Raw genomic sequence first — 21,793 nt, 5'->3', positions numbered from 1 at the left:
GCCACAAGAGGCTATCGATCACCGAATGAATTATTTATGGGGCGGCAAGTGGATTTGCTTGCTGCGTAATTGAATTGCAGTTATTACTTGAAACCGCCGCTTAAGAGATTCAGTTTATTGTTGGAAACATTCACGTTGACTTGACATCCAGTAGACAGGAAGAGAGAGGGGCATGAGATGATTTTGTCTATTCCGAGACGCCGTAAGCTCATCGGAATAATCGGTGGCTTAATCATCGTTGCCTTCTGCACCATTTGGTTGCAGGTGGATGATCCCCTGGTTCGCAGCATAAGAGACCGCCTTGAGACTATTGCCTATGATCTGCGTCTAGAACTCATACCATTCGGTGATTGTACACCTCATCCGCACGTGGTTATTATCGATATCGATGAGCACTCCTTGAGTCGGGAGGGTCGCTGGCCCTGGCCCAGGGAGAAAATCGCTGCACTGCTGCAGCAATTGCACCAACAGGGGGTGGTGGTTACCAGTATCGATGCGGTATTTTCCGAACCCGAACTCAATCCTGCTCTCGTCGTGAGGGACAAGCTCGATCCTGGCTCCCCGGTAACGCCTGTACTGGTAAGTGAACTGGAGCGCATGGCAACAAGCCTTGACGGTGATCTCAAGCTGTCTTCAATCCTCGGTGAACACGATATCGTGTTGGGGCATCTCTTCAGGGATGGCATTGCAGCGAAAGGCAAGTTGGGACAGTCCCTGATGTTACAGGCACCGGAGCAGGCTGATGGCCTCGAATTAGCTGAATTAGAGAGTTATACGGCCAATATTCCCCGGCTGACAGAAGCCGCCGCATTTGCCGGTTTTTTCAATGTCGCTCCTGATCCGGACGGGCAGATCCGGCGTTATAACCTGGTTATGCGCAACCAGGGTAAGGTTTATCCGTCACTGGCCCTGGAGGCGGTGCGCGTCTACCTGCTGGTGGACAAGATTGCACTTGAGTCTGAGATGATTGACGAGACCCCCGTCATCGAACGTATACTTCTGCCGGGTACGCTGGCTATCCCAACTGATGAGCAGGGCAGGGTGCTTGTCCCATACCGTTCCCCCGGCGAGAACTACAACTATATCTCGGCAACAGATGTGCTCAATGGAGAGGTTGATTCTGCATTGCTGCAAAACAGGATTGCCCTCATTGGTTCCAGTGCCAAGGGCCTGTTTGACCTGCGAAGCACACCGGTCCATCCATTCCTGCCCGGCGTGGAGGTTCACGCCAATGTCATCGCCGGTATGCTCGATTATGGTGACATCAATAAAGGATTGAGCTATCCTTACGCACCCAAATGGTCAGAGGGTGTCAATTTCTCCATCATCGTGGTGTTGGGCATCGTACTTTCCGTGGCATTGCCTTACTTGAGCGTGATTTGGATATTTGCTGTCAGCCTGTTGTCTGTTTCTGCGTTGGCTTGGTTCAATTTCTGGGTCTGGTCTGAACAGCATCTGCTGGTTGCCGTAACCACGCCCCTCATGATGATTGCACTGCTGATGGTGTTCAATCTCTTTTTGGGATTCGTGACAGAAACCCTGGGTCGACACCGCCTCAAGGACATGTTTGGACAATATGTGCCCCAATCCCTGGTGGAACGGATGGATCGCAGCCTGGAGGATTTCGGGTTTGAGGGTGACCGGCGCGAGATGACAGTGCTGTTTGCCGATCTCTGCAGTTTTACCAATATTTCCGAGACGCTCACTCCGCAACAACTTACCCGCCTGCTGAATATCTACCTGACAGCTATGACGGAGATCATCTTCAATTGGCAGGGGACTGTGGATAAGTACGTTGGTGACATGGTGATGGCGTTTTGGGGTGCGCCATTGAAAGATGATGATCACGCCTATCACGCCATCGAGACTGCACTTGCAATGCAGGAGGGGTTAAGAGCGCTCAAACCGAAACTGGAAACGGAAGGTCTGCCGTCGTTTGACGTTGGTATCGGAGTGAATACCGGTGTTATGAATGTAGGCAATATGGGTTCGAGTTATCGGAAGGCCTACACGGTGTTGGGAGATGCTGTGAACCTTGGCTCGCGTATCGAGGCATTGACCCGGTATTACGGTACATCTGTGATGGTGGGTGAAGATAGCCGAAAAGGACAGGGTGGGTTTCTGTTTCGGCAAATCGATCGTGTACGGGTGAAGGGAAAGCTGGAGGCAGTGATGCTTTATGAGCCTGTTTGCCGCCCGCCAGAAGCCACACCCGGGATATTGGAAGAGCTGCAGCGGTATGAGAAAGCGCTGGAGTGTTATTTTTCACGTGACTGGACGACCGCCAAGGCCCTTTTCAAAGCGCTTGCATCAGACAAACCCGATGAAAAGATCTACCAAGTATATCTTGATCGCATGAGCAAGACATCAGTGGATGATCTTCCGGAAGAGTGGGATGGTGTCTTCGTGCATACATCGAAATAAGCGCACCAATTGAATATTCAGAACAACATACGTGGTATGAGGGACTGCATGCCCTCTATCTGATTCATTGAGCTGGATCTGCCCAGGCTGGTTGTGCAGTTGATTATCAGGCTGAAAGCAAATGCCTGGTCCAGTGTTTATATCCAAAGAACCAAAGAGACTTATGGATTAGGCTTTACCTGAGATCATCCATCAGGAATTCATCCATAAAGTAACCCCTTTCTTGGTCAGTAGAACGATAATCGGGTTCCACGCCAGGTCCCTCCCAGGGTATCTCCGGGAGCGGGGCATCGCTGTAAAAGCCGAATTCACTGCCCTCGGTTCCAGTATCCGTTGTTCTGCCCCCAAAGATGATGCCTGGAGGGCCAGGAAGGAGTTCAGGTAGCGCGTTCGGGCCTGACACATGGAAAAACATGCCGGCCTCGAAAACGACATCACCCGCATTGGTCTTGACGATTACCGCGCCGTCGATGACACCGCCATAAAGGCCATCCGGAAGGGGATTGCCGTCCTTGTCCTTGTCCTTGCATTCACCGTTTTCGCACAGTCGCAGTCCCCAGTGGGTGCCTCTCAGGCCAATGGTGGCGACGGCGGTTTTTACCTTGTAATTCTCTTTGGCGATAGCGCCTGTGACACTGCGCATGGCGCCTTTGATCAGGTTGAAGGCGGCGGAATCCTCTCCAGGTTTGTTTTTATCGAAACGAAACTCCTCAACCACGAATCGACTGTTAGCCTGGAGCTCAAACAGACTGCCGTCACTGAAGCGCACCTGCCCGTAGGACTTTTCTCCCGTCGTCAGGGTGTCCTGCTGATAAACGGGAGAACGGCGCTTGAGCTTTCGCACGTTGCTATTCTGTTGTACCGCGGTAAAGTCTCCCATGCTGGTCAGTACCCGGCCAATTTTCTCTGTGGCCGACCAGGCTGTCGGGCTCCAGAGCAATCCGATGATCGCCGATGCACCGATTACTGCTTTGCCTACGGCAATGATTGTTCCGAGCGGGTTAGCATGTAGCATCCTGTCGTCTCCTACCTGAAGTCGTAGCGAACCTGCATGCTTGCTTCGGTTCTCTCGAACTCTTTTTCATCGATATTCGAATCATTCCATGATGGCCTGAGTTCCGCCTGGATACTCCAGTTTTCATCGATATACCAGCTGCCTCCGAGTTGCAGGGAGTAATAACTGTCATCACGGCGAACACCGTATGGAAAGAGCTCATCGCCATAACGGCTGGTTTCTGCAGAAAGTATGCCGTAGAGATTCAAACGCGAAGATACTGCCAACTGGAGACCGGCACGAAAACCGGTTATGTCGCGTTCTGCAACATCTTCTGCAAGAATGTTATCAGCATCTTCCTCTGCAATATAGAGTGTAGCGAACAAGCGCGGCGACCAGCGTCCTGAGAAGTCGTGTTCGAAGCCGATGCCGAAAGAAGTCTGATCTGCATCTCTATCGGTATAACTGGGATATTTCAGATCTGCGAACTGAACAAAGGCATTAATTTCCGTTGACTTGCTTAGCTCATTGCGCCACTCCAGGCCGCCTCCCAGCAGTTCACGGTTTTCATCGCCGTCCACGTAAAACTTCTGTCCCTTGAGGAATATATCCCAGAGACGGGAATTACTGCGTAACTCCAGCTCGGCGCGTAGATAACCTTCCGTGTTATCGAAGTCGCCATCTTCATAGGCCCTGTGCTTCAGGTGGCCGCCTATCTTGAATTGAGAGGTGGGGCTTAACGGATGACTGTAACTGCCGCCCACACCCAGAGATGCAAAAATGTCTGACTGTTCCGCGCTGGAGGATGGAAACCAGAAAGGCAGGTCAGACGAGGATGGCCCGGAGTTGATGTTGCTGTCGTAACCAATCCCGCCCTGAATCCATGCCTGGCCACTGTCTCTATAACGGCCTTCACGATTATCGATGGCTTTTAGAAACTGTTCTGCAGTTTGTCGCACTGATTCAGACGGATCGTGTTTCAGGACCTGTTTGAACTCATGGCGGGCGCGTTCGTCTTCCTCGAGGAGGTAGTAGGCGCGCCCGAGTTGCATGCGTACAGCATCGTCCCGGGGATAGAGCCGGTGCAGGCGCTCAAGGGTAAAAATGCCTTCGCTGATCTTGCCGGCGTTGATGGAGGCAACGCCATACCAGAAGTCGAACTTGGGTTCCCCTTCATATTCATCACGCAGTTCCGATGCTAGCTGATATGCCTCTGTGTCCTGGTGATTCTTGACGAGGTCGGAGAGTTGATCCAGGGAAGCTGAATCGGCGAAAGTGGTGGATGTACCCAGTACCAGCAACATGGCACTGATGATCAGGCGATTAAGAAAAGCGTCTAACGGGTACTTGATGGCATCCATGGGCATTCTCTCGAGAAACCGGCTCTTCAGTGAAAAAAATCCACCCAACTTAACGGTTCAGCACCTTCATATATTTAGGTTTATGAACAGAGAATAACAGAGATTTCCAGTGATTTGCGACCGAGTTTTAATCCAGAGACTAAAATAAAGACAGATAAGGGGAATCGTTTTCTTTAGAGGCATATGAATCGGCAGGAAATATGTCTGGTGACAAGATAAAGATGCTTGATCCGCTAGTGGGTCTTGGTCGCTTTTCCATTCGCGTGTTGGCTGCATTTCGGCGAAACCAGGGGTTTCTGCTGTCCGGTGCCGTTGCCTATCACGCACTGTTATCGATCGTTCCACTTTTTGCCCTTCTGTTGGTGGGATTGTCCCACTTCATGGAAGAGGAGGCGCTGCTTTCCGCAGTTCGAACCCACCTGGATCTTATTGTGCCGTCAGAGGCGGACACCATAACAGTGCAGGTTTCCGCATTTCTGGATAATCGCGGCATCATCGGCTGGGTGGGAATCATGGTATTGATTTTTTTCTCTACACTGGCCTTTACGGTTCTTGAAAATGCCATGTCTGTAATTTTCTACCACCGTGTGGCCGTACATCATCGCCATTTTCTGGTCTCTGCGATGATTCCGTTTCTCTTCATCCTTCTGGTAGGCATGGGCATTCTTTTAGTGACATTTATCAGTGGCGCGCTATAGGCACTAGACAGGCAGTATGTCGAGCTGTTCGGGTTCGGTGTTCACCTTACGGGGACATCGGGTGTTCTGCTCTATGCCTTGGGGTTCTTCGGCCTGGTGCTGCTGTCGTCGCTCTACCTGGTCATGCCGGTAGGCACGATTACCTAGCGTCATGCTCTCATTGGCGGATTGGTAGCGGGCGTGCTCTGGGAGATCACGCGACATGTACTGGTATGGTATTTCTCGACGCTGTCGCAGGTGAATCTTGTCTACGGCTCCTTTGCCACGGCTATCGTTGCTCTGCTCAGTTTTGAGGCAGCATCATTGATTCTGCTTTTTGGTGCGCAGGTTATAGCTGAATTTGAGCGCCATTCAGGTAAACAGGGATTTGAAACCTGAAGGCACTTTTTTGGTGCATTGAAGCAGAGCTTGTCTTTATATCCTCATTACTTTCACTTGATTTGAATCCCACCCAGCCATGGGGCAGGATTTTCCACTTAATTATTAAAAAAGCGTGTCTCACTGTCGTTGGTTATCACGGCGATAAGTTATTAAAAAATAAACAGAGACACCTGATCAGCGAATATTCGGCATTGTGCCGGAGTTTGCACTCTCTATGCACAGGTAAGGAGAAGTCATGGACTTCGAACGCTCCCTCGGGATGAAAACAGTACCCGGTGACCAGGAAGAAGAGCGCAAGAAATTGCAGCTCTACATCAACCTGAAACTCGCATCATCAGGCCGGCCCACGGTGGCCGGCGAACATGAAAAGTTTCTCACTACTGCACATGATCTGCTGAAAAGCTACCGGGAGAGAAATCGCCTGTTGACGGACTATCTCTGTCCCGCGGATCAACGTATCCAGGACTTTCTGGTGCGTTATTTCGAAGGCCTTTCAGATATCGAAATACCTCGCCTGCCGGCAACGACCTTTGTACTCCACCGCCATGGTGTGGGAAGGGAACTTTCTCTTCCCCTGGGCGAGGACGAGTTCCATTCTGATATTGTCGAGAGCTATCGCATCAAGCAGGGCGTTTTGCACAACCCCGCCAGTGACCGGCGTACCGCCAAGGGTTCGTTCCACGTGGCCGAGGGGGGACTGCCCATTGCAGGTGACAAGAAGGCCGTGCCGCGTGATAGCTTTGCCTTGATGCTGAAGGAAGCCGTGAATCCTCCCCGGGAGTTGTTACGGCTGCCCTTTACTTCGGCGCAGGAGCAACAGGCGGAGATGTTCGTATCCCTGTTGTTGCGTCCGACAGTCTGTCCCGAAGTCCCGGGCCAGGAGGGGGAGAAGAGTATGGAGATCCGCTTCTTCGCTCCCGGTAACCTGGTCAGCAATCTTGATTTTATCGAGAGCATTTTCGGAAACGGCGGTAATCCCTACCTGCCCGAGTTCGATGCCGGCCTCGACGTGGAGCACTGGACCGGTACTACCGGCTGCGTCATTCTTGCTCCCCACCTCACGCGCCTGACCAAGAAGGAGATCGGGTTACCCCACTGGGATGATGCCAATGAACGCCAGCGCAAAGAGGGGATGTGCTGGAAGGACGAGGCTGAGCGCTACAATGACGGTCAGGCCTTCAAGTTAACTGCCCGCGATGAGAGCGGTGTTATCGTCACCCTCATCGCTGACAACTATTACGGCTGCTGCAAGAAAGAGGTAAAGACCCAGATTGGTTTCTCAGTCAACCTGTTTGGCCTTGCGGAGGAGGAGCACTCCGGAGGCGCGTTGGCATTTCTTCGGCGTAACCACGGTATCGAATTCGGTGTTGACTCTGCCACCAGGGAGCCGGGCTACAGTTTTCAGGAAGTGGTGGAACGCTATGGCGATCTCATGGAACTGCAGCCTGAAGGGCACGGCATCGACAAGCTGCATCCGGAAGTGATCTACGTTTCCCAGGATCTGCGCATGGATCTTGAGGAGCAGAGCATTACCTGGGAACGCGACGGCAAGACCTGCCGCATCCGTTTGCAGCCCGGCAAAATCTACGTTCAGCCCAATGGCTACAAGGTGGAGATGCAGAAGCATCCTCACGTCAACTCCTGGCGCCTGGTGGGTACCTTTTGCCATAAACCCAGCACCGTTTCCGGCGGTGGCAAATCGGAGATCTCGAAGTCCATCAACGATGCGGTGATCTACGGCCCGCTGTTCGTGGATGATCTGCAGGAGGACCTGGATCTTGTGCAGGAGATCTTCGACCGCGACTACACTGACCGCTTCAAGCCGGGCTATGAAGGAGACGACCGGGATCCTACCCGTAAGCCCCTGAGTACAGAGCGCAGCCTGGGTTCGGTGATCAAGCTGCTGACACCGTCACCCAGCTATACGCACGCGTACAATGACTGGTATGGATACCATACCGCCAAGAATTCTAGCCCTCGTCTTCGTGATCAAGCGATTCTACCGCCCTTCCTGGGGTGAGGATTGGCGCAAGTACATTACCGTGGACGAAATAGACGGTGCTGCGGGTCACGAACTGAAGATGTTTGATCGTGGCATCATCGCCTCCTATCTCCGCATGGGTTTTGACGAGGATGCCAAGTGGCGCCTGTTCAAGGTGCGCCAGGACTTTATTGCCGCTGACAAGGTGCAGATGGAGGATGACATCAGAACCTCGGTGGTGGTGCCCGCAAACTGCGTCGACGGTTGTCCCGGTGGCATGAGCAAGGAGCACAGCGTCAAGCTGGTGAAGAACTGCGAATTCCGCCTGTTCCAGCGTCCGGACGACGCCATTCACCCCGGCTTCGACAAGCAGACCGAAAAGGATATGGCCCAGTACGGCAACTTCGTGGCCAACTACGAACCGCTGAAGGGTGAACAACTGAACAACGTGGTGGAGGATGTGCTCAACTTCACCCTCTTTACCGATCCCATGCGCGATCTGCTACAGGGTGCCTATGATGAGCAGAAGGGATAGGTGGTCTCATCGGCTCATCCGCGAATGATCGATGGCAAGCCGAGCGTGAACCCCCGTTACCTGCAGACCCGGCTCGATCTGTCCAACCCGGTGCAGGCCTACGTTTCGGAGATCGATGCCCGTTTCCACCGCAAGCTGCCGCTGGACAAAACGCTATGTCATCCGGTGGATGCGGTGCTGACCGGACGCAGAAACAATCCCCCTGAACCGGGTATCAGGCCCCTCGCGGTCTACAACCCGATTCACTACCAGGAGCTGCCGGAACTGTTCATGGATTTCGTCTGCAGCCTCACCGGCAAGTCACCCTCCACCACGGGTGCAGGCAGTGAAGGTGCGCTGACCAAGGGGCCTTTCAACTCGTTGCGGACCACTGCCGACCTGAACAATGCCCTGGTCTCCTACATTCTCACCGGTCACCCGGGTTTCTCCAGTTCCGCCGGTTTTATCGGGCCCAACGTACGGGTCGATCACGACATCTCGCTGCTGGTACCCGAAGTCTGGGCACGCCTCAGCAAGGAGCAACGGGATGCCAACTACATGATCGAGAACGGCTACCTCGAGCCGGTGGAGGATTTCGATTTCGACGGCGAAAGGGTGCTTGCGAGCCGCCTGGGATACCGCATTACCTACCGTTTCGTTCACAGTTTTCTGGGTAAGATTTTCGACAACCCCAATGCCGTTTTCACCAAGGATGTCCTGAAGCCCGAACTGCAGGATCTGGCCGTATTCGCCGATGGTGTAAACAACATTGTTGAAGCCCAGCAGCGGGTGGCTCAGCAGTACCTTGATGACGGCAGCGTGGAGGATGCCTGTCCACCCCTCAAGGCTCTGCTGCATATCATGGCGACCGGGGAGTACGAGGGGATGGATGTCCACGACCCGAAGATCCGTGCCATGTTCACCCGCGACTATCTCCTCAACTCCGACTGGTATCGCGAGCGGCTGTAGATCAGGCAGGCGAGAGAGATCTCTCGCTGCGAGCGCAATATCGGTTACCTCAATGCATTTCTTGAGAAACCTGCCTATGCCGATGAGGCCGAGCAGATGAAGATCAGGGAGCACCTGGAGCAGACAGAAGCGAGACTGGAGAGGATTCGCCGCGACGAGTACCTGCGAGAACTCGTTGGCACAATTGGCGCTGACCCTCTGAGGCCAGCCCGTAGCGAGGTGTAAACCGGAACGCTGGGTTTGTCTTGTTGCAACGCGAAATAAGAAAAACCGCGTAAGTTATAAGCAAAGAATATTAGAAAAACCTAATGAAATTGATCTGCCTCAAGATCAAATCGGTAAAAGCAGACTAGCGTTATAAGTGTACACCGGAGACAGCGTCGTTTTTTGACAGGAGGTGTCTCATGAGAACTGCGCGCAAACTGCTCACTGCACTTACCGTTGCGGGACTGGTCGCTCTGCCCGCATCCAACGCCGGCGCCTGGTGGGGCTTCGGAGATGGATGGGGAGGCATCGGATTCTCGTTTGGATTCGGTGGCGGCGGATGGGGACGGAGTCTCTATAACCCCTGGTATGGCTACCACCCCTATCACTATGGCTACTACCCGTACTACAGCTACTACAATGCCAACCCGCTCAACAGGCTCTACACGCCCTATGCCATTGCCCAGGTACCTGTAGATACATCAACTGATAAGTAATAATCGATTATTCTTAAAAGCAAAAGCCGCCTGATGGCGGCTTTTGCTCGCGTCATGACAGCGGTTTAGGGTGGGTGGACGATAGCCAAACCCGTCAAATCGCTAATCTCTTTGCAGGACCAGCGCGCCAAGCGGAGGCAGTGTGAGCTGAATGGATTGGGGCAGGCCCATCCACGAGGTAGGCTCACTCTCCACGGCCCCGGCATTACCCATGTTGCTGCCGCCGTAGTAGCTGGAGTCAGAATTGAAGATCTCCCGATAGCGGCCCTCGGCAGGCACACCGATACGGTAATTCTCGCGGGGAATCGGTGTGAAGTTCAGGATGACCACCACAAAACTGCCGTCCTTCGCCTTTCGCTGATAGCTCAGTGTAGATTGGCTGGCATCGTGACAGTCGATCCACTCGAAACCCTCGCCGGTGAACTCTATCTCGTGCAGTGCAGGTGTCTTGCGATAGAGACGATTCAACTCGCTGACCAGGGCGCGCATCCCATGGTGCTGGGGGCGATCTATCAAGTACCAGTCCAGCTGGTCATTCTCATTCCACTCCCGGCCCTGGGCGAATTCGCTGCCCATGAACAACAGTTTCTTGCCGGGGTAGGTGAGCATGTAGCTGTAAAGCAGGCGCAGGGAACCGAAACGCTGCCAGTCATCCCCTGACATTTTGTCCAGCAGGGAGCCTTTGCCGTGCACAACCTCGTCGTGGGAGAAGGGCAGCACGAAGTTCTCGGTAAAGGCGTAGATCAGGCCGAAAGTGAGCTGGTCGTGGTGGTAATGGCGGTGAATCGGGTCCTTCTCCATGTAGGCCAGGGTGTCGTGCATCCAACCCATGTTCCACTTCATGCTGAAACCCAGGCCGCCCAGCCATGTGGGGCGGGATACCTGGGGCCAGGCGGTGGACTCTTCGGCCATCATCAGGGTGCCCGGGAACTGCTCGTGGGTTACCTCGTTGAGGTGGCGTAGGAAATCCACGGCCTCGAGATTCTCCCGGCCGCCATGCTCGTTGGGGATCCAGTCGCCGGGTTCCCGGGAGTAATCCAGGTAAAGCATGGACGCTACTGCGTCTACCCGCAGGCCGTCGAGATGGAACTCCTCGAGCCAGTAAACGGCGCTGGCCAGCAGGAAGTTCTGAACCTCGGCACGACCATAGTTGAAGATCAGGGTGCCCCAGTCGCGGTGTTCGCCGCGCCTCGGGTCCGCGTGCTCGTAGAGCGCGGTGCCGTCGAACTGGCTGAGGGCGTGATCATCCTTGGGGAAATGTGCGGGAACCCAGTCCAGTATCACGCCAATGCCCTGCTGGTGCAGGTAGTCCACGAAATAGCGGAAATCATCCGGTGTGCCGAAGCGGCTGGTGGGGGCGTAGTAGCCGGTGGTTTGGTAACCCCAGGAGCCATCGAAGGGGTGCTCGGTGATCGGCAGAAGCTCGACGTGGGTGAAACCCAGTTCCTTTATGTAGCCGCCAAGACGATGGGCCAACTCACGGTAGTTGAGGAAATTGCCGTTCTCTTCCCGCTGCCAGGAGCCGAGATGCACCTCGTAGATTGACATGGGCTCCTGCTGCCAGTCGGCATTGGCACGTCGCTCCATCCACTGTCCGTCTCCCCATTGATGCTGGGTCTGGGCAGTGATGATGCCGGCATTCTCGGGCCGCATCTGGAACTGGTTGCCGTAGGGGTCGTTTTTGATCAGCACATCGCCGCTGCGGGTGCGGATCTCGAAGCGGTAGAAACTCCCGGCCTCGATGCCGGGTATGAACAGTTCCCAAACCCCGGAGCCGCCACGGGAGCGCATCGGGTGAACACGCCCGTCCCAGCCGTTGAAATCCCCCACCACGCTGATCCTGTCGGCATTTGGCGCCCAGACTCCGAAGAGCACACCCTCGATACCATCGACGCTGTGCTGATGAGCACCGAGAAACCGGTAAGCGTGCCAGTGTCGTCCCTCGCCGAAGAGGTGGACATCGAACTCGTCCAGCTGGGGCGGAAAGCAGTAGGGATCGTATCTTGCCGATCCATGGCCATAGTTGTCTGTCCAGGCAATCTGGTAACGCTCCGGAACCTGGTCAGGTGTGCCGAACCACTCGAAAAAATCAGTGCCCGGTATCCTCTCCAGCGGGAGATTGGGGCCGACGATCCTGGCCTGCTGGGCCTGGGGCAGATAGGCGCGAATCATGGCGTGGTCGCCATGAACATGTCTGCCAAGGACTTCAAAGGGATCGTGGTGCCTAGCATCCGCCAAGCGCTTGAGAGGTTCTTCGAGTTTTGAGCTATCCATACTGCCTTCAGCGTTCTGTAAGAAAGGATATTTATACTGTGATCAAATATCCCGCATTACCGTATATGCATGTTAGCATATCATCATACACGCTCAGTGATGAGTTGATGACAGTTGTATTGAAGGAGTGTCCATGAGTGCAGGTCAAGACCCCAGGTTTGTCAGCCGTTTAACCAAGAAGACATTGGCGTTGATTCTCGCGGGAGGGCGAGGGTCCCGGTTGAAGCACCTTACAAAGTGGCGTTCCAAACCTGCCGTACCCTTCGGAGGTAAATTCAGAATCATCGATTTTCCCCTCTCGAACTGCATCAACTCCGGTATTCGCCAGGTTGGGGTACTGACCCAGTACAAGGCCCACACCTTGATCCTGCACCTGCAGCGGGGCTGGAGCTTCCTGCGGGGTGAGTTTGGTGAATTCGTTGAGATACTGCCCGCACAGCAGCGCATCGAGAGTACCTGGTATACCGGTACAGCCGATGCGGTCTACCAGAACCAGGATATCATCCGTAATCATCAGTCTGACTATGTCCTGGTGCTGGCGGGGGATCATATCTACAGAATGGACTACGGCACCATGATCGCTCACCACGTAGAGAGTGGCGCCGATATGACGGTAGGTTGTATCGAGGTCGACCTGGACAAGGCCAAGGAGTTTGGCGTGATGTCGGTTGACGACGAGGGCATGGTTGTCGAATTTGCCGAGAAACCGGAGAACCCCCAGCCGATGCCTGGCAACGAGAATGCCGCCCTGGCTTCCATGGGAATCTATGTTTTCAATACCGCCTTCCTGTTCGAACAGTTGATCAAGGATGCGGATACCCCGAATTCGAGCCATGACTTCGGCAAGGATATTATTCCGGACGTGATCGACAGGTACCGGTACCGGGTCATGGCCTACGCGTTCCAGGATCCCAAGAGCGGCAAACAGGCCTACTGGCGGGACGTGGGTACGGTGGATGCCTTCTGGGCCGCCAACCTGGAGCTGATCGGCGTGACCCCGGAACTCAATTTGTATGATGAAAGCTGGCCGATCTGGACCTACCAGGAGCAGCTGCCCCCGGCGAAGTTCATCTTCGATGACGATGACCGGCGCGGCATGGCTGTGGACTCCATGGTTTCCGGTGGTTGCATCATTTCAGGAGCCGTGGTGAGAAACTCCCTTCTTTTTTCCAATGTGCGGGTCAACTCTTACACCGAAGTGAATGACTCTGTCATTCTGCCCGGGGTGGATATTGGTCGTAACTGCCGTATCACCAAGGCAGTGATCGACCGGGGCTGTGAAATCCCCGAGGGTACCGTTATCGGCGAAGATCCCGAGGCAGATGCCAAGCGTTTCCATCTGTCGAAAGGCGGCGTTGTGCTGGTGACCCCGGAGATGTTGGGCCATGTGTTGCACTATGTCCGTTAAGAGTCGTCTCAAGGTGGTGCTGTGCTGGCACATGCACCAGCCCGATTACCGGGGGGCCGATCACAGTGATTTCCAACTGCCCTGGGTTTACTTGCACGGTATAAAGGACTACGTCGACATGGTGGCGCACCTGGAGAACAATTCGGATGCGCGGGCCGTGGTGAACTTCGCCCCGGTACTGCTGGAACAGATCGATGACTATGTCCAGCAGATCAGCGATTGGCTGGAGAAAGGGCTGCTGATCAAGGATCCCCTTCTGGCCGCACTTGCAGGCCCTGGTCTGCCCATGGACCAGGCTGCCCGCCGCGACCTCATACATGCCTGTCGCAAGGCAAACGAAAAGCAGCTGATCCACCGCTTCCGTACTTTTCATCGACTGGTGGATATCGCCGGCTGGATCGACGGGCACAGAGAAAACTCAATGTACCTCAACGACCAGTACCTGGTGGATCTGCTGGTCTGGTACCACCTGGCCTGGATGGGTGAGCATGCCCGGATCAACGATCTGCGGGTGAAGTCCCTCGAGAAGAAGCGTCACGGTTACAGTTGCGATGACCGTCGTGTTCTGGTCCAGGCCATCCTCGATCTGCTCAGGGGCATCATTCCGCGCTATCGCAGGTTGGCGCAGCAGGGCAGGGTGGAACTCTCGGTTACCCCCTATGCTCACCCCATCGTTCCCCTGCTGCTGGATATCAATTCAACCCGCGAGGCAATGCCCGATGCCGAGCTGCCCAACGTTGAAGCATACCCGAGCGGTGAAGAGCGGGCGCGTTGGCACATTCGCAAGGGCATCGAGGTTTTCCGCAAGCACTTCGGTTTCGAACCCGTGGGCTGCTGGCCCTCGGAGGGTGCAGTCAGCGAACGTACCCTGGAACTGCTGGACGAGGAGGGCTTCCGCTGGGCCGCTACCGGGCAGCAGGTGCTGCACAACAGCCTGGTCGCGAGCAAGGGCGGTGACCTGGAGCCCAACTGGCTGCACAAGCCCTATTGGTCCACGGATAACGGGATCAACTGTTTCTTCCGCGACGATGGTCTCTCCGACCTGATCGGCTTCACCTATGCCGACTGGCACGCCGATGATGCGGTGGGCAACCTGATCCAGCACCTGGAGAACATTGCCGATGCCACCGAAGGCAAGAGCGATCGTATCGTCTCCATCATCATGGATGGCGAGAACGCCTGGGAACACTACCCCCGTAACGGCTGCTTTTTCCTTACGGCGCTCTATAAAGCGTTGGCAGAGCATCCGCGCCTGGCACTGACCACATTCAACAACTATCTCTCCAAGCGCGGGAAGCAGTCTGACAGGCTGGACAAGGTGGTTGCCGGAAGCTGGGTCTACGGCACCTTCTCCACCTGGATCGGAGATCCCGACAAAAACCGCGGCTGGGAGATGCTGGTGGATGCCAAAAGGGCATTCGACCGGGTGATGGAGAGCGATCGGCTGAATGAAAAACAGCGGGAGCAGGCCGAGATCCAGATGGCAACCTGTGAGGGCTCCGACTGGTTCTGGTGGTTCGGTGATTACAATCCCGGGGATACCGTCAGTGACTTCGAAAGCTTGTTTCGTAAACAGCTGACCTTTCTCTATGAGCTCTTGGGTGAAGAGCCGCCGGAATATCTGCAACACGTGTTTGCAAAAGGTAGTGGTGATCCATCACTTGGTGGCGTTATGAGACAGAACGTCTGATTTGAAGGATAGGAAACAGGGAATGACATCAGACGCATATGCCTCCAGTTTGCAGCAACGAAGTGCCGGAGTGCTTCTTCATATCACCTCTCTTCCCGGGCGGGGTGTCATCGGTGACCTGGGGCCGGAGGCCTTCAGCTTTATAGATTTCATACAGGCCAGCGGATTCACGGTCTGGCAGATGCTGCCCATCGGGCCTACCCAGGCCGACGGCTCCCCCTACCAGTCGAGTTCCATGCATGCGGGGAATCCTCGTCTGATTGCCGTCGAGCCGCTGGTTGAAGCGGGTTGGCTGAATCCATCGCTTTTAGAGCAGCCGGAACTCTCGGGCCAGGCTAAGCAGCACGCCCTGGAACTGGCCTGGGCAGGCTTCGAGGCAAACGCGGACGAAGCACAACGGGCGGCCTATACGCAGTTTGTGGAAGACCAGAATTGCTGGCTGGAAGACTACGCCCTCTACCGCGCCCTGCACGAGGCATTCGATTTCGCCTGCTGGTGGGACTGGCCGGCAGAGCTGCGGGACAGGCAACCCGAGGCCCTGGAGAAGGGGAGGCAGCAGTATGCCAAGCGCATCGACTACACCCGCTTCGAGCAGTACGCCTTCTTCAGCCAATGGTTTGCAGTGAAGGCCCATGCCAACGAAAAGGGAATCAAGCTGTTCGGCGACATGCCCATCTTCATTGCTCACGACAGTGCTGAGGTGTGGGCTCACCGCGACATGTTCCTCTTGGATGAGACCGGGCATCCAACGGTGGTTGCAGGCGTTCCGCCCGATTACTTCTCTGAGACGGGCCAGCGCTGGGGCAACCCCCTCTACAACTGGGACAGCATGAGCCGGGACGGCTACGCGTTCTGGATCAGCCGCATGAAGACCCAGCTGCAATTGTTCGATGATGTTCGCATCGATCACTTCAGGGGATTCGAGGCCTACTGGGAGATTCCTGCTCATGAGGAGTATGCGATCAATGGCCAGTGGGTAAAGGCACCAGGTGACGAACTGTTCGAGAAACTGCACGAGATTTACGATCCACTGCCCCTGGTGGCGGAGGACCTGGGAATCATCACCCCGGAGGTCGATGCCCTTCGTAAAAAATTCGGGCTGCCCGGCATGAAGATCCTGCAGTTTGCCTTCTCAGGCGACGCTGACAACCCTTATCTCCCGTTTCGACACGAGACCAATTCCGTGGTCTATACCGGCACCCATGACAACGATACGACCCTGGGGTGGTATAACAGCCTGGACGCTGAAATGCGCCAGTACGTGGATGAGTTTCTGGGCTTCTCGTGGGAGGCCATGCCTTGGCCGATGATCAGGGCGGCACTGACTTCCAGGTCGAACCTGGCCGTGATTCCGATGCAGGACCTGCTCAGTCTCGGTGAACGACACCGGATGAACCTGCCGGGTACCACCGAGGGGAACTGGGAATGGCGCTTCGACTGGACCATGGTGGAAGAGGACCTGGCCAGCCGGCTTCATAAAATGATGAGCATGTACAGCCGTCTTGATGGCTGACAATCCACTGGCCAACCAGTTAGAAGATTGCGCTTGGCCTGCATATACGAAATTTGCCGTATTTACCGGAGAACGGTAAATATGGAGACTAGCTTTTATTAAATTGCAAAGTACGGATAGCAGAGCATATGATGAAAACAGTCAAAAAAGCAGTATTTCCCGTGGCAGGCCTGGGTACACGGTTCCTCCCTGCAACCAAGGCAAGCCCCAAGGAGATGCTGCCGGTAGTGGACAAACCCCTGATCCAGTATGCCGTCGAAGAGGCGGTTCACGCGGGCATCGAGGTGATGGTGTTTATCATGGGGCGCAACAAGAGCTCCATTACCAACCACTTTGATACTGCCTACGAGCTCGAACAGGAGCTGGAGAGCCGCGGCAAGGACAAGATGCTGGAGATCGTGCGCAATATCGTGCCGCCCCATGTCTCCTGCGTATTCATCCGCCAGGCCATGCCGTTGGGCCTCGGCCATGCGGTACTCTGTGCCGAGCCGGTTGTGGGCAACGAACCCTTTGCGGTGGTGTTGGCGGACGATCTGATCGACGATGGAGACTGTGGCTGTCTCAGCCAGATGGTGGATGCTTTTTCCCATACATGCAGCAGTATTCTGGGTACGGAATTGGTCGATCCCCAGGAGACCGGAAGCTACGGTATCGTGGACACAGACGAGGATGGTGAACTTGTCGAGGTGAAAGGCATCGTCGAGAAACCCGCCCCCGAAGATGCGCCATCGAACCGCGGTGTGGTAGGGCGTTATATCCTCACCTCCGAGATCTTCAACCAGTTGGCCCAGACCGGAAAGGGCGCTGGTGGCGAGATCCAGCTAACCGACGGTATCGCCCGCCTGATGCAGGAAGAGAAGGTAATGGCCTACGCATTCAAGGGCGAGCGCTATGACTGTGGCAGTAAGCTTGGCTATCTCAAGGCTACGGTGGACTACGCCCTGAAACACGATCACCTGGGAGACGAGTTCAAAGCCTGGCTGCGGGAGCGTTTCATCAGGTGATGCGCGCCGGGCGGGGTTCAGCCGCACGCACCCTGAAATAAACGGCAGCCCACAGGGCAATTGAAGCCCCGAGCATGTCGTTGAAGATATCTCCGATGGATGTGTCACGCCCGGGCACAAACGACTGGTGCCACTCGTCAAACAGCGCAAACAACAGAACAAATACCAGTGTCCCAATCACTGCACTGGCAGTGCGCCGATCCCCACCCCTGATATCCAGCCATGCAAGGAGGGCCAGAAGTGCGTAAACGGGGATATGCATCAGGTTGGTGATTTCCGGGGGCAACAGACCGATCACGTCTGACTCCGCTGGCTGATGGGATAAAAGAGTGATTACTCCCATCCAAGCGACAGTGGCCAACCTGTAGAACATGGGAGTGCCCGGTAATTCCATTTTTCAGCTCCGTGATGGTCAATTCCAGGGAAGGATTATAACTTCCCCGGTACAGGCAATCATCGTGGAAGTGGGGGCATGACTGGAAATTTGGTAGACTCTGCTTCCAGTATTTATCGCTTTTCAGTCAAAATCCGGAATCAAAATGAAAAAGCTACTCGCCGCACTGGGCATTACGTTTGCCGTACTGTTCTTCCTTTACGCCGTCCTCTCGGCCTTGGTGAACCAGGGATTGAGCATAATCGGTGCAGTATTTGTCCTGACCGTCATCCTGCTGGGCAGCGGTGGCCTGTTCTGGGCCGTGCGCATGTAGACAGGTTTGTCCCACAAATCAGAGATGAGCAGTCAGTTCCCGGATATGTGAAATCGTCCCCGTGGAACCCTCACCGCGCCTTGCCAATTCATCCTCGCTGCAATCCTCGAGAAAATAGGTCACCAGCAGGCTCCTGATGCCTGAACGGGCAGCACCCAGGTGCTCCTTGCTGCTGCCATCCCCCACGAACAGGGCCTGCTCGGGGCTTACTGCCACATTATCCAGGGCCAGTTGGTAGATTTCAGGATCCGGTTTCTTCAACCCGCACTCACAGCTGAAGAGTGCCGTTTCAAAGAGTGGCTCAAGGGGAGAATCAAGCCAGGCTCTTACCTCATCCGTCGACGCATTGGATATGAGCCCAAGCTGGATACCGGCAGTGTTGAGATTATCCAGAACATCCAGAATCTCCTGCTCGATGTTGGTCAGCGCATGATCGAATCGCCACTGCCGCTCCTCCGTCGCCGCTTCAATGAGCGACATCGGGATGGTTGGATCAATGCTGTGAGCCAGCTTCTGGATGATCTCCCCCTGGTTGGTGGGTTTGCAGATCTCGTGATGCTCGGTGAAACAGGCAGCATTCCACCGCTTGCGGTCGATACCGAGAATGTCCGCCGTATAACGGCCCTGGCCGTCTGCAGCCTTGGATACACTGATCAAGGTCGCGAACAGATCGAAGAAAATGGCTTTGGGATAGTGGAGCATAGGAGAACAAACAGGTTTGTCATGCCGGAACATGCTGGATAAGACCCCTCATCTCATCGTCATTCCGGCGAATGCCGGAATCCAGCAGGGGGTGACTTCAAAACCCCATTATTCAGTCATTCCGAAAAAACCTGGAATCCACAGGAAAGCCGTTCCTCGCGCCAGCTAACTGCTCCTGGATCGTCGATATAATCCCAGCCGCTCCGACACCATGTCCAGTCCCGTCACCCCATCAGGGAGTGTTTCCCGCACGCCAACGGTTAACCAGCCGTCAGGAACCAATCGTGTCAGTAGTTGATTCAGGATGGTTCTGTGCTGCGGTTCAACGAAGTAGGTGAAGACCAGGTTGCGGCAGAGGATCAGGTCGTAAACCTGGTGGGGGAGGGTGGTGCGAATGTCCTGCTCCTTGAATACCACCATGCGCTGGTATGCCCGTTTAAGGCAATATTCTTCCTCCTCCCGGGTAAAGGCTGCGAGACGCAACTCCTGGGGCAGGTTCTTTACGGTGCCGGCTGGGTAGCATGCCTTTCGGCTACGCTCCAGAAGATGGGGATCGACCTCCGTGCCAAGAATGGATAACTGGAGCCCGGGGAATTGGGTGGCAAGTTGGCGTTGCCAAAGGATCGCCAGGGTATAGGCCTCTTCGCCCGAGGCGCTGCCAATGCTCCATATGCGCAACTCTTTTCTTCCGTCTTTGAGTGCATTGGACGCCAGCATCGGCAGGATATCGTCAGTCAGCTTCGAGAAGAACAGCTTGTCACGATAAAACCGGGTGACCACAACACGACAAATACCATCGAGTCTTTTCCACTCATCCGGGTGACTGGCAAGGTACTGTTTGTATGCTTCAATATCCGCCACATCCAGTTCTGACAGGCGGCGCGACAAACGCTTGCATACCTGTTTCCGCACTTTGCGGAATCCGGGCCAGCGCATCTGCAACTGCGGCAGGGCCCATTGCAGAAAACTGACGCACTCTGTGTCTTGCATCGGATCGCTTTAGGTCGCTAAGTATGAGGTTTGTTTACACTTACCAGTGAAAAAAGTGCTATTCATGGGCGTGCTCCACTTTTGCATAGCCTGGTAACTGGCAAACTTATTGTTTTAGCATCAACGCATATAGCCTGCCTGGCTGCTTCATGGTCCCCGCGAGTCGTTCAGCCCGTTCACCATTACCGAAGAACACATCAGCTCTCACTGGCCCGTTGATAGCGCCGCCGGTATCCTGGGCGAACAGCAGCCGCTGATAGGGTACCTGCTTCCCGTCAGTACCGTTCTTTGGGGGCAGGGTGGTACTGAGCCATATCGGCGTGCCCAGGGGTATGCGTGAACGATCCACCGCCGCACTGCGCTCTGCAGTCAATGGCACGTTGAGGGATCCCCGCGGGCCTTCGCCGTTATCCTCTTTCAAGATAAAAAAGACATAGCTCGGGTTCTCATTCAGCAGCTCCTGCGCTCGTGCCGGATGCTCACGCAGCCACTGTCGAATGGTAAACAGGCTCACTTCTTCCTTCGTCAGTTCACCCCATTCAATCAGCCGTTTCCCGATAGAGGCATACTGGTGTCCATTCTGACCGGCATAGCCGACCTGTACTGTCGAACCATCAGGCAGCTCAACCCGCCCGGAGCCCTGTACCTGAAGAAAGAAGGCATCGTGGGGATCGTCGATCCAAATGATCTCATTACCTTTCAGCGGTAGATTGTTTCCGTCGATCGCTGCCCGGTCAAAGTAGGGCACCACCCGGTTACCAATCAAGCGCCCCCGAACCCGCTTGCCCTTCAACTCCGGAAACTGCTCATCGAGATCCACGATCAACAACGAATCAGGCCGACCATAGAGGGGAAAAGTGTAGCGATTATCCGCCTGCAGACTGCCATAAAGTTTCGGTTCGTAATAACCGGTTATCAGTCCTTCGGGGCTTCCACCAATGCCGATGATTTCATGGGGCTGGAAATGCGTTTGCAGGAAGGTGCGAACAGCAGTGTCAGATGGATCAGCCAACTGTTGAGCTTCGTTGCAAATCAACTCCCAGTTGGACATCTTCTTTGACAACTTGGTGCACTGAGAGAGCATGGCAGGCCAGGCACTTGAGAGATTGTCCGCCTGCCAGCCTGGTAAATCGTTCCATTCGACTTTCTCCCCAATTCCGGCTTCCTTGGGGATGAAGATGGAACAACCCGATAATGGTCCGATGATAACTGCCAGGATACAAAGTTTTGAGAGCGATAATACTGCCGAGAGGTTTGATAAAGGATTAAGACGCATATCAATCTCTGAATTTTGTAGTGGAGTGTAAGTTGATTCTATCTGCGTAGATTGAATGCATGCAAAAAAATGGCCCTTGACCTTCTTCAGGTCAAGGGCCATTGTTTTCCCGGTCACCGCCGGGACGCTTAAGCAGCTTGCGTTGTAGGGCTTTAAAGCTCTCGGGCAACTCATTGAACGGCGCACCGTTACGTAAAGCACCGGGC

General features: G+C 54.9%; 17 protein-coding genes and 1 pseudogene. 10 read left to right on the top strand and 8 right to left on the bottom strand.

The annotated features are described in order from the left end of the window. The first annotated feature begins 177 nt into the window (after positions 1-177). A complete protein-coding gene (locus BOW53_RS06785; RefSeq protein ID WP_078487011.1) occupies positions 178-2,424 on the top strand; it encodes a CHASE2 domain-containing protein in 2,247 nt (748 codons plus the stop codon). Between the two features lie 175 nt (positions 2,425-2,599). Here BOW53_RS06785 and BOW53_RS06780 read toward each other — a convergent pair whose 3' ends face one another. Then, entirely contained in the window at positions 2,600-3,439 is an 840-nt protein-coding gene (locus BOW53_RS06780; RefSeq protein WP_078487010.1) for a FecR family protein, read from the bottom strand. An 11-nt stretch (positions 3,440-3,450) separates the two neighbouring features. Next, positions 3,451-4,779 carry a tetratricopeptide repeat protein gene (locus BOW53_RS06775; RefSeq protein ID WP_135607035.1) on the bottom strand — a complete coding sequence of 443 codons (1,329 nt, stop codon included), beginning with the start codon at positions 4,777-4,779 and terminating at the stop codon, positions 3,451-3,453. Between the two features lie 200 nt (positions 4,780-4,979). Here BOW53_RS06775 and BOW53_RS13710 point away from each other — a divergent pair, with 200 nt between their 5' ends. Further along, complete coding sequence (locus BOW53_RS13710; RefSeq protein ID WP_342748415.1) at positions 4,980-5,477, top strand: YihY/virulence factor BrkB family protein; 498 nt, start codon at positions 4,980-4,982, stop codon at positions 5,475-5,477. 3 nt (positions 5,478-5,480) lie between these two features. On the opposite strand, the gene BOW53_RS13705 is transcribed toward BOW53_RS13710, so the two are convergent. Beyond that, the gene (locus BOW53_RS13705; RefSeq protein WP_342748416.1) at positions 5,481-5,681 is read right to left on the bottom strand and encodes a hypothetical protein; all 201 of its coding nucleotides are present in this window, start codon (positions 5,679-5,681) and stop codon (positions 5,481-5,483) included. Between BOW53_RS13705 and BOW53_RS13700 the strand changes: the two genes are divergently transcribed. The 3 genes and pseudogenes from BOW53_RS13700 (at position 5,658) to BOW53_RS06760 (ending at position 10,023) form a co-directional block, all read left to right on the top strand. Next, on the top strand, positions 5,658-5,855 hold the full coding sequence (locus BOW53_RS13700; protein WP_342748414.1) for a YhjD/YihY/BrkB family envelope integrity protein: 198 nt from the start codon (positions 5,658-5,660) through the stop codon (positions 5,853-5,855). The genes BOW53_RS13705 and BOW53_RS13700 overlap by 24 nt on opposite strands. 238 nt (positions 5,856-6,093) lie before the next feature. Continuing rightward, a pseudogene (locus tag BOW53_RS06765) lies at positions 6,094-9,547 on the top strand (PPi-type phosphoenolpyruvate carboxykinase family protein). Positions 9,548-9,726: 179 nt separating this feature from the next. Continuing rightward, positions 9,727-10,023 carry a hypothetical protein gene (locus BOW53_RS06760; protein WP_078487006.1) on the top strand — a complete coding sequence of 99 codons (297 nt, stop codon included), beginning with the start codon at positions 9,727-9,729 and terminating at the stop codon, positions 10,021-10,023. A gap of 102 nt (positions 10,024-10,125) precedes the next feature. Here the strand turns inward: BOW53_RS06760 and glgB are convergent, their stop codons facing one another. After that, positions 10,126-12,297, bottom strand: coding sequence for a 1,4-alpha-glucan branching protein GlgB (gene glgB / locus BOW53_RS06755; protein ID WP_078487004.1), 2,172 nt, complete (start codon positions 12,295-12,297; stop codon positions 10,126-10,128). A gap of 133 nt (positions 12,298-12,430) precedes the next feature. Here glgB and glgC point away from each other — a divergent pair, with 133 nt between their 5' ends. The 4 genes from glgC (at position 12,431) to galU (ending at position 17,912) form a co-directional block, all read left to right on the top strand. Beyond that, entirely contained in the window at positions 12,431-13,705 is a 1,275-nt protein-coding gene (gene glgC, locus BOW53_RS06750) for a glucose-1-phosphate adenylyltransferase (protein WP_078487002.1), read from the top strand. Continuing rightward, entirely contained in the window at positions 13,695-15,395 is a 1,701-nt protein-coding gene (locus BOW53_RS06745; protein WP_078487000.1) for a glycoside hydrolase family 57 protein, read from the top strand. The genes glgC and BOW53_RS06745 overlap by 11 nt, the downstream gene beginning before the upstream one ends. Positions 15,396-15,417: 22 nt before the next feature. Beyond that, the gene (gene malQ, locus BOW53_RS06740; protein ID WP_078486999.1) at positions 15,418-16,908 is read left to right on the top strand and encodes a 4-alpha-glucanotransferase; all 1,491 of its coding nucleotides are present in this window, start codon (positions 15,418-15,420) and stop codon (positions 16,906-16,908) included. Positions 16,909-17,036: 128 nt separating this feature from the next. Continuing rightward, a complete protein-coding gene (gene galU / locus BOW53_RS06735; RefSeq protein WP_078486997.1) occupies positions 17,037-17,912 on the top strand; it encodes a UTP--glucose-1-phosphate uridylyltransferase GalU in 876 nt (291 codons plus the stop codon). Here the strand turns inward: galU and BOW53_RS06730 are convergent. Continuing rightward, positions 17,905-18,255 (bottom strand): VanZ family protein, encoded by a 351-nt coding sequence (locus tag BOW53_RS06730; protein WP_281254032.1) that lies wholly within the window; start codon positions 18,253-18,255, stop codon positions 17,905-17,907. The two genes, galU and BOW53_RS06730, sit on opposite strands and share 8 nt — an antisense overlap. Before the next feature lie 196 nt (positions 18,256-18,451). Between BOW53_RS06730 and BOW53_RS12775 the strand changes: the two genes are divergently transcribed. Beyond that, positions 18,452-18,619, top strand: coding sequence for a hypothetical protein (locus tag BOW53_RS12775; RefSeq protein ID WP_172838805.1), 168 nt, complete (start codon positions 18,452-18,454; stop codon positions 18,617-18,619). Between the two features lie 18 nt (positions 18,620-18,637). Here the strand turns inward: BOW53_RS12775 and BOW53_RS06725 are convergent, their stop codons facing one another. The 3 genes from BOW53_RS06725 to mltA form a co-directional block, all read right to left on the bottom strand. Further along, on the bottom strand, positions 18,638-19,321 hold the full coding sequence (locus tag BOW53_RS06725; RefSeq protein ID WP_172838804.1) for an HAD family hydrolase: 684 nt from the start codon (positions 19,319-19,321) through the stop codon (positions 18,638-18,640). Positions 19,322-19,486: 165 nt separating this feature from the next. Further along, positions 19,487-20,311 (bottom strand): CheR family methyltransferase, encoded by an 825-nt coding sequence (locus BOW53_RS06720; RefSeq protein WP_078486991.1) that lies wholly within the window; start codon positions 20,309-20,311, stop codon positions 19,487-19,489. A 106-nt stretch (positions 20,312-20,417) separates the two neighbouring features. Further along, on the bottom strand, positions 20,418-21,587 hold the full coding sequence (mltA, locus tag BOW53_RS06715; protein ID WP_078486990.1) for a murein transglycosylase A: 1,170 nt from the start codon (positions 21,585-21,587) through the stop codon (positions 20,418-20,420). Positions 21,588-21,793: the final 206 nt, after the last annotated feature.

Source organism: Solemya velesiana gill symbiont (genome assembly GCF_002020805.1).
Classification (GTDB): domain Bacteria; phylum Pseudomonadota; class Gammaproteobacteria; order Chromatiales; family Chromatiaceae; genus Sedimenticola_A.
Note: the sequence above shows the minus strand (reverse complement) of the source record. Positions and strands in the feature narration are given on the sequence as shown.

What these genes read in the sequence shown, in the direction of transcription:
- BOW53_RS13710 (WP_342748415.1), top strand. Translation starts at nt 4,980, where the DNA reads ATGTCTGGTGACAAGATAAAGATGCTTGATCCGCTAGTGGGTCTTGGT.
- BOW53_RS06760 (WP_078487006.1), top strand. Translation starts at nt 9,727, where the DNA reads ATGAGAACTGCGCGCAAACTGCTCACTGCACTTACCGTTGCGGGACTG.
- BOW53_RS06730 (WP_281254032.1), bottom strand. Translation starts at nt 18,255, where the DNA reads ATGGGAGTAATCACTCTTTTATCCCATCAGCCAGCGGAGTCAGACGTG.
- glgB (WP_078487004.1), bottom strand. Translation starts at nt 12,297, where the DNA reads ATGGATAGCTCAAAACTCGAAGAACCTCTCAAGCGCTTGGCGGATGCT.
- mltA (WP_078486990.1), bottom strand. Translation starts at nt 21,587, where the DNA reads ATGCGTCTTAATCCTTTATCAAACCTCTCGGCAGTATTATCGCTCTCA.
- malQ (WP_078486999.1), top strand. Translation starts at nt 15,418, where the DNA reads ATGACATCAGACGCATATGCCTCCAGTTTGCAGCAACGAAGTGCCGGA.
- BOW53_RS06745 (WP_078487000.1), top strand. Translation starts at nt 13,695, where the DNA reads ATGTCCGTTAAGAGTCGTCTCAAGGTGGTGCTGTGCTGGCACATGCAC.
- BOW53_RS12775 (WP_172838805.1), top strand. Translation starts at nt 18,452, where the DNA reads ATGAAAAAGCTACTCGCCGCACTGGGCATTACGTTTGCCGTACTGTTC.
- BOW53_RS06725 (WP_172838804.1), bottom strand. Translation starts at nt 19,321, where the DNA reads ATGCTCCACTATCCCAAAGCCATTTTCTTCGATCTGTTCGCGACCTTG.
- BOW53_RS13705 (WP_342748416.1), bottom strand. Translation starts at nt 5,681, where the DNA reads ATGTCGCGTGATCTCCCAGAGCACGCCCGCTACCAATCCGCCAATGAG.
- BOW53_RS06780 (WP_078487010.1), bottom strand. Translation starts at nt 3,439, where the DNA reads ATGCTACATGCTAACCCGCTCGGAACAATCATTGCCGTAGGCAAAGCA.
- BOW53_RS06785 (WP_078487011.1), top strand. Translation starts at nt 178, where the DNA reads ATGATTTTGTCTATTCCGAGACGCCGTAAGCTCATCGGAATAATCGGT.
- BOW53_RS06720 (WP_078486991.1), bottom strand. Translation starts at nt 20,311, where the DNA reads ATGCAAGACACAGAGTGCGTCAGTTTTCTGCAATGGGCCCTGCCGCAG.
- glgC (WP_078487002.1), top strand. Translation starts at nt 12,431, where the DNA reads ATGAGTGCAGGTCAAGACCCCAGGTTTGTCAGCCGTTTAACCAAGAAG.
- galU (WP_078486997.1), top strand. Translation starts at nt 17,037, where the DNA reads ATGATGAAAACAGTCAAAAAAGCAGTATTTCCCGTGGCAGGCCTGGGT.
- BOW53_RS06775 (WP_135607035.1), bottom strand. Translation starts at nt 4,779, where the DNA reads ATGGATGCCATCAAGTACCCGTTAGACGCTTTTCTTAATCGCCTGATC.